Below are 13,056 nucleotides of genomic sequence, written 5' to 3'. Positions count from 1 at the left end.
ATACGGGAAACTCACCGGGCGTCCAGCGGCCTGTTTCTCCATCGCCGGCCCCGGGACCTCTCACACGGATTATTCGTCGGCGTCGTCGCCCTCGTATTCCTGGGGCTCAACGGGATCCGCGTTGGTGTAGCAGGTCTATTCGGGCTGTATCCCAGCCAGACCGTCCTGTTCGCGTCCGTCGTCGCTGCCATCCCGGCCGCAATCGGGGTCGCTGTCGGGAAACGCCTCCGAGTGGCTGCCAGCGAGCGGTCTCGCAGACTTGTCGTCTTCGGTCTCCTCACCGTCGTTGGATTTCGTCTGGTCGGCGGGGGACTGGGACTGATTTAAGCGTCGGTGCTGAGATGTTGACCGGCGCTTGATTCTAGTGAATAGATCCGCTAGTTAGACAGTAGAGCGAATTCCGAAATCCACGAGTGAGAATCAAACATCAGAGGTGAAGTACTATTCCCTGTCACACTTGGCCCATCACTGAGGGGAGAGAGACCAACAGTAATTGAGAGATAGTTTTAGGAAAACACGAGAGGACAGAAGCTGCATAACATAGGAACTTCCCCACAACACAGTTCACATCAGTCTCAAGCGTAGTTGGATAGCCACTGAAGTCTACTCATTAGAGACGAGAAAGAGGTATCCGGTCCTAACTGTCACGCAGGGATACCGAAACGAAACGGGGGCGCTGTTTTCAGTAGAACAAACAGTCAACAGCTTTGTGAGTAGTAATATGAATTACACATTAAGCGAGCCTATAGTTGGTGTATCCCCTGAGATATGAACGGCGAGGAATTGATAGATGAACTCTAATCAACAAGCGTATCACGAAAAAATTTCAAAATAACCCGCAAAAACGGCGAAGAATATAAGTTACATTTGTCCTGATATTCAGGTGATGACAAACAAAGAACACAGTCATCGAACGGATAGTAGCACAGATGATGGCGCTCCACAAGATTCAGACGAACCAGCCACAACGTCAGCAGACACTCACACGCTCCCCGAAGAGGAGATAGTCCCAGAGTTAGAGGCGTTCATCAACGAGTTAGAAACACTCCAAGACGAAATCGCACACGGGGGAGAATCGCCCCATATCCGATACCTGGACGTAGTACACAATATCGAGTGGATTATTGATTATCTCGAAGAAGTCAAATATGCCGTCGAAATCTGGGACGATTACCGAGAATGGAACGAGGCGGGAGAGATAGTCGAACGAAAGTCGATGACTCATCTATATCAATATCTCCCACTGTGCGCTGTCATCGACGACGAAGAGCGCATCGAGGAGCTTGTGGACCAGTTCCCCCAATAGATTCTAGCCCCCACCCACCACAGGTCGAAACAGTGCGAGTGGGGTCGCCGTCGATTGTCCGGTCTTGCTGGTACTTCCTGTTGCTGGGTCGTGCTTCTGTATACCACGCTCAGGATTACTGTCGGGAGTGCCCTGAGAAGGGGAACAAAAGCGCGTTGTGACTCACCGATGTGAGCGTTGCTGCCCTCCCAACGACGAGTTACTCCTCAGCAAGACGAATCGGTTTTAGCGTTCGAAAATCGGGCCCATAGACTGCAATCCGGTGTCGAAACGTGGCGTCGTCCCACACGAGTTGGTCCTTGGTAATCCGCGGGTGATGTCGTTGGCTCAGGGGCACAGAGTGACCGTGTCTCGTGAGGCCGTGAATGCCGTGGAAGAACTCGAAGTCGTCCGTGTCGAACGCCGAGGCAAATTTTTGATAAATTCTGCGAGCGCCACTCCGGTCTGCATCGCTCGGTGAGGGGACGCCGCTCGGATGGTTGTGGAACTTCGCGATGACTTTCGGCACTGTACTACCCGAATACGCCCGCACGACTGCGTCCACCATCGCCTGCGTGTCGTAGCTGGTCATCTTGCGCGTAGACATCAGGTAGAATTTGTCTTCGTCTAATGGAATGAGGTCTGTCGGGTGGGTGTACGTTTGGCCGGTGAGCACGTAGACGGTCTCGACGAGACTAGCCTGTCCATCTCGAGCGCGGGCCTCGAGTTTCTGGAGGTAGTGTTTGTTCTGTGGGACGACGAATGTGCCACGTGAATGCGTACCGTCAGCGATCTCATCGTCGCTTGAATCTGTCTCTGTGTCCGCGGGTGCTGTGCCCCCAATTGATCGCTGCTCGCGGATCCCCCTCACGTCGTCGCGAAAGCGTTTGACTGCCGCGTCTGTGTCTTCATCGTGTGCGTCAAGTGCCGCCTTCACAGACCCCACGGAGCCATTGTATTCGTAGAGACGTTCGAGAGCTGTCTCCACCGAGACGTCACCAGCGTTTACCAGTTGTTCGATGTCAGCGGTAAATTCCGCAAACCGGTGGAGATAGCCAAACGTGTCGGCAGCCTCAACGACGCTCGTTGCGAGAAAGAGATCGCCATCAGAGACCTCGAGTGCTTGACGGGCTACGGCCTCCCGAACATCGAATTGCTGTGTGAGTGATTCCCACGAGTTCTACTGTACACCACCGAACACAGACTCGCAATCAGAATCAAAGACTGAGTCCGATGTCCTTGTTCGTGACGCGATCGGGACTGTCTCGCACTATTCAAGCGACGGGTACGGATTCATTTCGACGACCGATCTCGCCGGTGTTGATCACCCGGACGCAGACGTCTCCGAGGACGTGTTTTTCCATATCAGTGAGTATCCCGGGCACGACGCTACCGAAGGTGAACTCCTGGCGTTCAAAGTGATCAAGACTGAGAAAGGCTTCAACGCAGTCGAGATCTCGAAACGGCAGCGGCAACAGCAGGATGACCGGGATGACACATTTGCGAGCACCCGTCCGCAGTGGTCGAAAGACACGTGACTCCGAGTTCAGACGAACTCTTTTCTGAACAATGTCCGGTCAGGTCATCACGCTGGGGTGAACTTCTATCGAAGGTGTTCGAGAATCTGTAGAATCCGAAAGCCGAGTTCGCCGTAGTCTTTCTCGGTTCGTCCGGCTTTCTCGCGCAGTGCGAGTTGATCGCCTCCACCGGGATGCTTCCGCTATGGCCTGCTGTAACTTCGACCCTACCTCCGACTGATCTTACAGATGCCGTAAGATGGTTCACCACGTCTTTGTCACTCTTCCTGACGGGAGAAAAACGGGAGAGACGGCAGTACAACTAACGGTACAAGCGTATACACGTTACTTCTCGCCGGTTTCGACCGAATTTGTGTTTGGTGGCGGTTTCGACCGGACTGGCGTGACTCCCACGCCGGTTTTCGTGCCGATCTTACAGCCACACCCCTGGAGCGATCTTACGACAACTGTAATATGTCTCGTGAGCATCGTCACTCCTCGGTCTCGGTCTCCGGAAACCCCACGTAGAGATTATCAACGCCGTCGACCTTCCGCCGCTTGAGGAGACGTGTCGAGCCGGCGGCGAGTTCCTCGATCGCATCGAAGATGTCACCGACCGTCTTGCTGGTCATCGTCACGGCGACGTCGTCGGTGCCGTTGAGCAGGCGTTTCACTCTGGGCCGGGGGAGTCGATACGCTTCGCCGGCACGCAACCGCTCTTTGGTACCCCACTCTTCGATCCGTTGCAGGACAAGCTCGGCGCGGCGATCACGCTTCCGTACCGAGGCAAGAACGGCATCGACCCCATCCTCGCGGGCCCGCGTGACTTTGTCGCCCGCCGACAGCTCGAGATCGACGCCAGTCTCGTCGGCGAGATGGCGGATCATCGCGTTCTGCTGAGACCTGAGGATTCCGACCTTGCGATCGACATCGTCGTTGAAATCGTCCCTCAGTTGGGGGAGCTTCTGGTTGAGGGCGGCGAGTTGCTGGTTGAGCGGGCCTTGCTGGTCGCGGAGTTGCTTCATCACCACGACCGGGGGCTCGCTATGCCCCTCGCCGATCACCAGTTTTCGGAGGGGTGTGAGCGTTTGGAAGGCCTCTCGGAGGTCGTTGCTGTTCCGCTCGATTTCCGAGGAGACGTCATCGAGATCGTCGCGGAGCCGTTGGTTCTCGGCCTCAAGATCAGTGATCCGATCGCGGAGCCGCTTGTTTTCAGCCTCGAGTTCGGCAAGGCGGTCGTCGAAGCGAGCCTTGAGGTCGGCGAGATCATCTTGGAGTGCGTCGTCGTGAGTAGGGTTGTCATCGGTGGTCCCGGCGGTCACGGTGGTGTCGGGTGTGCTCATCTTGTCACTCAGGTCGGGCATCGGTTGGGGGACTTTCCTCCGGTTCGGCACAGAAGTCGTAGCTTAGACCACAGACGACTGTGTGGTCGGTAATGCTCATTGCTCTCCTTCCGGCGACAGCGCCTCGGTGATCCGATCGGCCCCCGCTTGCAAGGTAGCCCGCCCCGTCTCAGTTAGTAGATAGCCGTTCGTCCGGCCGTTCAGCTTTGTTTTTGCCACGAGGCCAGGGTCGACGAGCGCGTCGAGATTCTGATAAAGGCGGCTGTGATAGATGGGCTCGTCGTAGGCCTCGCGGAGTCGGTCTTGGATGGCGCGCCCGTGCGGTTCGGGGTCGACCCGCTCGGCGAGGGCGGCGATTGCCACGAGGCAATCTCGCTGGAAGGCGTGCAGGTCGCTCCACGTGTGGACTGGTCGGGTTGAGGGTTCGAGTTGCCCGCCGTCAGTGCGGAGCCCCTCGTGGCCGTCAGGCAGGTCGGGGCCGTGCTCAGCACACGCCAGGGCGTTTCCCGGGCGGGCGTCGTCGTAGTGGTCGTAGACATACAGGACATCGGCGGGTGCCCCACAGATGGTCATCCCACCCGTAATCGAACACCACACCTCACACGTACCGCTTGGGGCTTCGACGACATCGAGGATGTCCGGAGCTGGGTAGTCGCTCATCGTGGCACCTCCACGTTGAAACTATCCGTGGTATCGTTTCGCCGTCAACTGCTGTTAGTACCGTCATATTCCGACACTCCCAGCGGTCGCACATAAATCGTGGTGCCGATTCTTCGCGCCCGAACACGGATCCCGAATTCGGTCTTCCCACCCGCGATTTTATTACCGGCCCCGCGAAAGATGTGCGTCGTAGAATGAGCGACAGAGAGTCAGACAGGCGAGTCCCGTCGGCTGTCGGCGACGACGGCGTCGGGGTCCTGTCCCAGTCGGATCTGACCGTTCCGACCCACCAGATCGTCGACCCGGACGGCTCGTACGACCCGGATGCGGTCCCGGACCTTTCGGAAGAAGACCGCTGTGACCTCTATCGGTGGATGGTGACCGACAGGGTGTTCTCCAGGCGGATGGTGAAGATCCAGCGCCGTGGCGAGCTGGGGACGTTCGGCTCGACGCGCGGGCAGGAGGCGAGCATCGTCGGGAGCGCATTCACGCTCGAACCGGAGGACTGGCTGTACGTCGGTCGCGCCTGGACGCCGATGTTTATGCGCGGCGGGTCGATGACGGATATGATCAACTTCTGGCGCGGCATCGAAGCGGCCCAAGAGGCATTTGCGAAACAGAACTCCCAGATTGCGATCTCGATCGGCTCGCACGTCCCACTCGTCGCCGGACTCGCGTGGGGAATGCAACTGGACGACGCCGACGCCGTTGCCACCGCCTACATCGGTGACGGCGCGACCAGTACCGACGCGGTCCACGAGGGGATCAACCTCGCGGGCGCGCTCTCGCTGCCGGCCCTGTTCTTCTGTCAGAACAACCAGTACGCGATCTCGATGAACGTCGAGGATCAGACCGGGGCAGAGACGCTGGCGCAAAAGGCGCTGGCGCACGGCATCGACGCGATTCGCGTCGACGGCCAGGACGTCCTCGCTGTGTACGACGCCGTCGAAACGGCCCGCGAACGGGTGAAAGACGGCGATCCGGTCTTCGTCGAATCGGTCACCTACCGGCTCGATGCACACACCACGAGCGACGATCCGACCCGGTATCGCGACGACGACGAAGTCCGGGCATGGGAGGCCAAAGACCCAATCGAACGGTACCGCTCGTTCCTGGAATCCGAGGGCCTGTGGTCCCGAATCGACCACGACGCGGTCGTCGAAGACATCGAAGCCGAGTTCGACGAGGCTCTTGCGGCCGCCAACGAGTTCGAGGAGCGGCGCGCCGCAGAGATGTTCGCCCACGTCTACGACGAGGCCCCGCCGGAACTCGCCCGACAGATGGAAGCGTTCGAGAAACTGCTCGAAAATCGACCGGAGATGGCCGACTACATCGACCAGCGACCGAAGGGGTGACTATGCAGGCAACAATCGTTCAGGCGGTCAACGAGGCGTTACACGGAGAGATGGACCGCGACGACCGGGTAATCGTCTTCGGCGAAGACGTTGCAGAGAGCGGCGGCGTCTTCCGCGCGACGGACGACCTGCTGGAGACGTTCGGGAGCGACCGCGTCGTCGACACGCCGCTCTCCGAGATTGCAATCGTCGGCGGCGCGACCGGGATGGCGATGTACGGCTACCGCCCTGTCGCCGAGATCCAGTTCTCGGGGTTCCTCCCCCCGGCATTCGATCAACTCGTCACCAACACCAGTCGGATTCGCTGGCGAACGCGCGGGGAACTCACGGCACCGATGGTGGTCAGGATGCCGTACGGGGCGGGCGTCCGTGCGCTCGAACACCACTCCGAGTCGCTGGAAGGGGCCTACGCGCACATTCCGGGTCTCAAAGTCGTCGTGCCCAGCACGCCTGCAGACACCAAGGGACTACTCACCGCGGCCATTCGCGATCCGGATCCGGTTCTCTTTATGGAGCCAAAGCGGATCTACCGCTCGATTCGAGAGGAGATTCCGGACGGCGAACACGAGGTCCCGCTGGATGAAGCCGTAGTCCGTCGTGAGGGGGAAGCGGTCACCGTCGTCGCCTGGGGATCGATGATGCCCTCGACGCTCGAGGCGGTCGAGGGCAGCGATATCGACGCCGAGGTGATCGATCTCCGCACGATTTCGCCGATGGACACGGACACCGTCGTCGAATCGGTCAAGAAGACCGGCCGGTGCGTCGTCGTCCACGAGGGGCCGCGGACGCTCGGCGTCGGGAGCGAACTCGTCGCCCGGATCAACGACGAGGCACTGATGTATCTGGAGGCGCCGATCGAACGGGTGACCGGGTTCGACACCCAGGTGCCGTTGCTCTCGATGGAGGATTTCTACCTCCCGCATCCGCCGCGAATCCTCGACGGGATCGAGCGCGCGCTGACGGCGTGAGTCGCCGGGTTCTCTGGACTTACTTGCTGAACCAGGGAAATACTCAAAAGGTTGTGCATCGACCGCTCGGTATGGTCGCACGAAGCTTCGAGTTGCCGGACCTCGGTGAGGGAATCGTCGAGGGCGAACTCGTCTCCTGGCTCGTCGACGACGGCGACACCGTCGAGGAGGATCAAGTTATTGCCGAAGTCGAGACCGACAAGGCCCTCGTCGAGATTCCGAGTCGGTACGACGGAGTCGTCAAAGAACGCCACTACGAGGAAGGCGAAACCGTCCCCGTCGACGCGACGTTCGTGACCTTCGAGGTCGACGATGCGGGCGACGCCGCAGCGGTCGCTGAGGTTGGCGCTGGAGATGCCAACGAGGCGGGAGCGAGTACAGGGAAGCCAGCATCAGGAGCGGAGACCGAGGGTACTGGCGCGTCCGGAACGGAGGGCACAGCCAGATCGAACGGGACGGAACCGACCGCCGGAGAGACGCCGGTTCCGGACGAGCGGGTCTTCGCGTCCCCGAGCAAGCGCACGATGGCACGAAAACTCGGCATCGACATCGGACGGATCGACGGATCTGGTCCGGGCGGCCGCGTCACTACGGCAGACGTGCAAGCGCACGCCCAGAGCGCTGGTGAATCGACCACGGCCCGAGCGAGCGACGGCGTCAGGGAGGCACCCGCCGGGCGTGAAAACGGATCAGTCGCCGTCGTCGAGGAGCCCGCGAGCCGCGAGCGGACGCTCGCTATGCCAGCGACGCGAAAACTAGCCGACGAACTCGGGGTGGATCTGGACATCGTCCCCGCAAGCGAGGAGCGGGAGGGCGAACCGTTCGTGACGCCCGAGGACGTCCGTGGCTTTGCGGAGCGTGGTCGCGAGGTCGAAACGGCCGGTCGTGCGACGCCCGCACCACAAACCACGGCCGACGCCGAGCGGACAGCCTCGACGGCAGGAGCCGTGCGCGGGACCTCCGAAGCGGCGGAGGCCGACAATGCAACCGAAACCGACCTCTCAGACCGTCCCGGAGACCGCGTTCCGTACCGTGGCGTCCGGCGAACGATCGGCGAACAGATGGCCGAGTCGAAGTTCACGGCGCCGCACGTCTCTCACCACGACGAGTTCGATGCGACCGACCTCGTCGAGTTGCGGGACGAACTCGACGCGGCCGCCGGCGAGGACGTGAAACTGACGTATCTCCCGTTCGTCGTGAAAGCGATCACGAGCGCACTGAAAGAACACCCGTATCTCAACGCCAGTCTCGACGAGGAGGCCGGCGAGATCGTCCTCTACGACGAGTACAACATCGGCATCGCTGTCGCGACGGACGCCGGCCTGATGGTCCCGGTCGTCGCCGATGCCGATACGAAGGGCCTCAAGCAACTGGCCACCGAAATCGAGGACCTGGCCACGCGGGCACGAAACCGAACGATCGCGCCCGAAGAGATGCAGGGTGGCACGTTCACCATCACGAACGTCGGGGTCATCGGCGGCGAGTTCTCTTCTCCGATCATCAATCACCCCGAGGCCGCCATCTTCGCGATGGGCCCGATACAGAAGCGCCCCTGGGTCGTCGACGACGAGGTGGTCGCCCGGACCACAATGCGGTTTTCGATGTCCATCGATCACCGACTCGTCGACGGTGCCGATGCTGCACAGTTCTCGAATCGGGTGAAGGAACTCTTAGTGGACCCGTTACCGCTCCTTTTGGAGTGACCGCTGGCTCCGAAGCGATTCGGGGGTCGATGCGCGGGGCGGCCGCAGACGGATGATTTTTTGCCCCGTGCCCGAGAGCAATCGAATATGGTAATGGGCGATATCGCAACGGCGACGGATCTTCTCGTCATCGGTGCAGGACCCGGCGGGTACGTCGCGGCGATCCGCGGCGCGCAACTCGGAGTGGACACGACGCTGGTAGAAAAAGACGCCTACGGCGGTGCCTGTCTCAACCGCGGGTGCATCCCATCGAAGGCGTTCATCCACGGGGCGGACGTCGCTCACGAGGCGGGGAACGCGGAGGAGTTAGGCATCCACGCCGACCCGGCGGTCGATATGAGTCAGATGCAGCAGTGGAAAGCAGGCGTCGTGGATCAACTCACCTCCGGCGTCGAGAAACTCTGTAAGGCCAACGGCGTCTCGCTTATTGAAGGGACAGCCGCCTTCGAGGACGAACACACCGCTCGCATCGCCCACGGCGGTGAGGGGCAGGGTATGGAGACTGTGGAGTTCGAAAACGCCATCATCGCGACGGGGTCCCGACCGCTCGCGATTCCCGGTTTCGACTTCGCTGACGACCCGGTGCTCTCCTCGGCCGATCTCCTCCAGATGGAGTCGACCCCTGACAGCCTCGTCGTCGTCGGGGCGGGCTATATCGGAATGGAACTGTCCACGATGCTGGCGAAACTTGGAACCGACGTGACCGTAGTCGAGATGCTCGATGATGTCTTGCCCGCTTACGAGGACGATATCTCCCGGATGGTTCGGTCGCGAGCAGCGGACCTCGGCGTCGACTTCCACTTCGGCGAGGGCGCGACCGGGTGGACAGACGCCGACGATGGCGTCGTGGTAGAGACCGAAACTGAGGCGGGCGAGACCTCCGCGTACGAGGGTGACGCCGTCCTCGTTGCCGTCGGACGGCAGCCCGTGACTGACACGCTGGAACTCGAATCGATCGGACTCGAACCGAACGAGAACGGGTTCATCGAGACCGACGACCGGGCCCGGACCGACGCAAAAAACATCTTCGCGGTCGGCGATGCAGCCGGGGAACCGATGCTGGCGCACAAAGCCAGCGCCGAGGGGGTCGTCGCCGCCGAAGTTGCGGCAGGGGAACCAGCAGCACTCGATCACCAGGCAATCCCCGCTGCGGTGTTCACCGATCCCGAGATTGCAACGGTCGGGATGACAAGCGAGGAAGCGACTGCCGAGGGTTTCGACCCAGTCGTCGGCGAGATGCCGCTGCGGGCCAGCGGTCGAGCGCTCACGATGGGCGAATCGGAGGGTTTCGTCAGGATCGTGGCCGACGAATCGAGCGGCGTCGTCCTCGGCGGCCAACTCGTCGGCCCCAACGCCTCAGAACTGGTCGCGGAGGTCGCTCTTGCCATCGAGATGAGCGCCACGCTCGAAGACGTCGCCGATACGGTTCACACCCATCCGACGCTCGCTGAAGCGGTAATGGAGGCCGCAGAGAACGCCCGGGAACGGGCGATTCACACACTGAACCGCTGACCGAGACGGCAGTCATCATTCTCTCAGGACCCAAGGAACTATTCTTCAGCGCGCAGAGCGTCGGGTATGCCGAACGATGGACCGATCGAACGCGTCGGGATTCACGACTGGGGTACGCATCCGTGTCCACCAGTGTCCCTCCGTGACCTGCTCGCAGAGACCGTCCCTGAGTGCGAGTTCACCGTGTGCGAGGCCGACGACTTGACCAGTCTGGACGCGGTCGTCACTCTGTATCATCGCGACGAATTTCTCGACAGGGGGCTCCAATGGGTCCACAACGTTCGGTCCGGATACGAGGATTTCCCCCTCGACGCGTACGACGAGGACTCGATCGTACTGACGAACAGCACCGGCGTCGCGGGGGACCTCGTCGGCGAGAGCGTCGTCGGCCTGGTCCACTCGTTGGCGAAGGGGCTTCATCGCTACCGGGACAAGCAAGCGGCCCGCGAGTGGGAACGCATTCCGTGGCGACGCCCGTTCGAGGTGAGTGGATCGACGGCGTGCGTCGTCGGCGTCGGCGAACTCGGCGGGAGCGTCGCAACCCGACTCGGCGTCCTCGGGGTGGACGTCGTCGGGGTCGACATTCGACCCGTCTCGGGACTCGGCCTCGACCGTGTGCACGACGCGTCGCGGATCGAGCGAGCAGTCGAGAACGCGCGTTTCGTCGTTCTCACGACGCCGCTGACAGACGCCACTCGTGGACTTGTCGATAGCGAGGTTCTCGACGCGATGCGCGACGACGCGTACCTGATTAACGTCAGTCGCGGGGCGATTGTCGACCAGGACGCCCTCGTCGAGGCACTGGAGAACGATGACATCGCCGGCGCGGCGCTGGACGTGTTCTACGACGAACCGTTGCCTCCGGAGGCCCCGTTCTGGGAGATGGACGAAGTCATCGTGACCCCTCACGCGGCCGCGCAAGCGGCGACCTACGGCGACCGAATCGCCGACCTCGTCGAGACCAATCTGAGTCGCCTGAACAACGACGGAACACCGTGGAATCAACTCGTCTGAGCTGGATTGCGGGTCAAAAATATATCACAGTCGGCCTCTTCTTCTGTCCTGTTTGTAGCCCAGCGAAGGTCGGTTCCACTTGCGAAGCGTCAGATTTTTCGCCTATGTCGAACAGTAATACAGCAGAAGTGAACTAACGCCGGCTCGTATGGCTTCAAAACTGGTGGAAAGCGCAATATACCGTTCACGAAGGGGTGTGTATCTATATAAAACCGTATGTCATTCGTGCAATACGAAAATATGTTCGTGAGAGTTGTACTGGTTGTCTTTGTGGGCAATACCGGGAAGACTCAGCGACGTTACGAATGTGTCTGATTGAGTTCAATGATGTTAGCCGCCCTCCGGAGTTCGGGGAGGATCTCGGAGTCGATCCGGTCTTGATCTATCCGACTGACCGGCCCAGAGACGCTCAGTGACGCCGCGATTTCGCCGTCGCAGAGAATCGGGACCGCGACGCAGTGTAGCCCCTTGATTCGCTCCTCACGATCGTACGCGTGCTCTCGGTCCCGGATGTCGCCGAGCGCCTCGAAGAGTTCATCACCGTCAGTGATGGTGTGCTCAGTTTTCGCCGGAAGCCCGTGTCGCTCGATGATCTGCTCGACCCGTTCCTCGGGAAGGTATGCGAGAATGGTCTTGCCGAGTGCCGTCGTGTGCAGGCGGACCGACTGCCCCGCGTACGAATCCAGGCTGACGGCGTTCTCGCCACGTTCGCGCGCGAGAAATACCCCGAGACCGTGCTCTTCAACCAGTAGGTTCGCGTACTCCCCCGTCGCCTCCGCGAGTCGCTCCATTTCCGGTAGTGCGATCGAGTACAACCGCTCGCGGGACCGAGCATACCCGCCCAGGTCGAGAAACCGAAGCGAAACCCCGTACTCCTGGTCACGTTCCACGACGTATCCCAGATGTTCGAGCGTGCGGAGGTAGTTGTGTGCGCTGCTCTTCGGGATGTCGAGGTGGCTGGACAGTTCGGTCACCGTCGCGCCGTCCAGCGACTTGAGCGCCTCGACAATCCGGAAGGTTGTCTGTGCAGTTTTTACTGGAGCGTTCGGTTCCGAAGAATTAGTGTGCATACAATACGAATAATCTTTCATTATATTATAATTTTCGTTCGGAATCCAATCCCTCGATTCGTATCGTCCGGCTTACTCCACGCTCGGTTCTGACTCCGATAGACAGATTCCGCGAACGACGCGGTCCTATCCCACCTGATAGACCGCCAGCCTCACACCTTTTGATCGGCGTGTTCCAGTCGCAACGAAGATATGATTCTCGAGCCACTCGAGTTCGCTGGTCGGCACCTCGAACTCGGGGACCGAACAAAAGTACACGTCCGCAGGATCAACCGGCTTGCCCTCGCGGATGCGCTCGCTCACTTCGGGATCGGCGAATCGCATCCCGCGGTTCTCCACGTAGATCCGGTCGCCGTCGGACGTCTCGATGGCGTACTTTGCGACGATTTCGCTGGGACGTCGATCGCGATAGATCTGGTAATCGGCGCCTGTCGAGAGGACCTCTCCCTCGATTTTGCCCGTCGCAGTGCCGCCGAGAATCGGGATGATCCGACGCTGTCCGTCACCCGTGTCGCCGATCTCGATCGGTGACTCGACCTCCACGTCTAGTTCCATCACGCGTTCGAGGCCCAGTTCGAGGTTCGGATCGTCGCTCTGCCAGTCATTTGGCATACGCTTCACAGACGTCC

12 protein-coding genes and 1 pseudogene are annotated in these 13,056 nt (G+C 60.6%); 8 read left to right on the top strand and 5 right to left on the bottom strand.

Annotation, left to right across the window (positions count from 1 at the left end; translation table 11 throughout):
* Positions 1 to 327, top strand: a pseudogene (locus tag ABEI27_RS07320) (sulfite exporter TauE/SafE family protein); the annotation flags it as partial.
* Between the two features lie 559 nt (positions 328 to 886).
* Complete coding sequence (locus ABEI27_RS07315; RefSeq protein ID WP_375798754.1) at positions 887 to 1,306, top strand: hypothetical protein; 420 nt, start codon at positions 887 to 889, stop codon at positions 1,304 to 1,306.
* A gap of 199 nt (positions 1,307 to 1,505) precedes the next feature.
* Here ABEI27_RS07315 and ABEI27_RS07310 read toward each other — a convergent pair whose 3' ends face one another.
* On the bottom strand, positions 1,506 to 2,273 hold the full coding sequence (locus tag ABEI27_RS07310) for a hypothetical protein (RefSeq protein WP_375798753.1): 768 nt from the start codon (positions 2,271 to 2,273) through the stop codon (positions 1,506 to 1,508).
* A 172-nt stretch (positions 2,274 to 2,445) separates the two neighbouring features.
* Between ABEI27_RS07310 and ABEI27_RS07305 the strand changes: the two genes are divergently transcribed.
* Entirely contained in the window at positions 2,446 to 2,823 is a 378-nt protein-coding gene (locus ABEI27_RS07305) for a cold shock domain-containing protein (RefSeq protein WP_375798752.1), read from the top strand.
* 470 nt (positions 2,824 to 3,293) lie between these two features.
* Here ABEI27_RS07305 and ABEI27_RS07300 read toward each other — a convergent pair whose 3' ends face one another.
* Positions 3,294 to 4,166, bottom strand: a complete 873-nt coding sequence (locus tag ABEI27_RS07300) for a hypothetical protein (protein WP_375798751.1) — start codon at positions 4,164 to 4,166, stop codon at positions 3,294 to 3,296.
* A gap of 75 nt (positions 4,167 to 4,241) precedes the next feature.
* Entirely contained in the window at positions 4,242 to 4,805 is a 564-nt protein-coding gene (locus tag ABEI27_RS07295) for a helix-turn-helix transcriptional regulator (RefSeq protein ID WP_375798750.1), read from the bottom strand.
* 194 nt (positions 4,806 to 4,999) lie between these two features.
* Between ABEI27_RS07295 and ABEI27_RS07290 the strand changes: the two genes are divergently transcribed.
* The 5 genes from ABEI27_RS07290 (at position 5,000) to ABEI27_RS07270 (ending at position 11,357) form a co-directional block, all read left to right on the top strand.
* Positions 5,000 to 6,160: a thiamine pyrophosphate-dependent enzyme gene (locus ABEI27_RS07290; RefSeq protein ID WP_375798749.1), complete on the top strand. Its 1,161-nt coding sequence runs from the start codon at positions 5,000 to 5,002 to the stop codon at positions 6,158 to 6,160.
* Between the two features lie 2 nt (positions 6,161 to 6,162).
* Entirely contained in the window at positions 6,163 to 7,128 is a 966-nt protein-coding gene (locus tag ABEI27_RS07285) for an alpha-ketoacid dehydrogenase subunit beta (protein WP_375798748.1), read from the top strand.
* A gap of 71 nt (positions 7,129 to 7,199) precedes the next feature.
* Positions 7,200 to 8,831: a 2-oxo acid dehydrogenase subunit E2 gene (locus tag ABEI27_RS07280; RefSeq protein ID WP_375798747.1), complete on the top strand. Its 1,632-nt coding sequence runs from the start codon at positions 7,200 to 7,202 to the stop codon at positions 8,829 to 8,831.
* Between the two features lie 87 nt (positions 8,832 to 8,918).
* Positions 8,919 to 10,343: a dihydrolipoyl dehydrogenase gene (gene lpdA / locus ABEI27_RS07275; RefSeq protein ID WP_375798746.1), complete on the top strand. Its 1,425-nt coding sequence runs from the start codon at positions 8,919 to 8,921 to the stop codon at positions 10,341 to 10,343.
* 66 nt (positions 10,344 to 10,409) lie between these two features.
* Positions 10,410 to 11,357: an NAD(P)-dependent oxidoreductase gene (locus ABEI27_RS07270; protein ID WP_375798745.1), complete on the top strand. Its 948-nt coding sequence runs from the start codon at positions 10,410 to 10,412 to the stop codon at positions 11,355 to 11,357.
* 299 nt (positions 11,358 to 11,656) lie between these two features.
* Here ABEI27_RS07270 and ABEI27_RS07265 read toward each other — a convergent pair whose 3' ends face one another.
* Together ABEI27_RS07265 and ABEI27_RS07260 are read right to left on the bottom strand one after the other, a co-directional pair.
* A complete protein-coding gene (locus ABEI27_RS07265) occupies positions 11,657 to 12,427 on the bottom strand; it encodes an IclR family transcriptional regulator (protein ID WP_375798744.1) in 771 nt (256 codons plus the stop codon).
* 126 nt (positions 12,428 to 12,553) lie between these two features.
* A complete protein-coding gene (locus tag ABEI27_RS07260; protein ID WP_375798743.1) occupies positions 12,554 to 13,039 on the bottom strand; it encodes a DUF3237 domain-containing protein in 486 nt (161 codons plus the stop codon).
* Positions 13,040 to 13,056: the final 17 nt, after the last annotated feature.

Origin of the sequence: Halobellus sp. (assembly GCF_042218505.1) — an archaeon.
Taxonomy (GTDB): Archaea; Halobacteriota; Halobacteria; order Halobacteriales; family Haloferacaceae; genus Haloquadratum.
The sequence above is the reverse complement of the archived record's forward strand: the minus strand, read 5'-3'. Positions and strand labels throughout refer to the sequence as shown.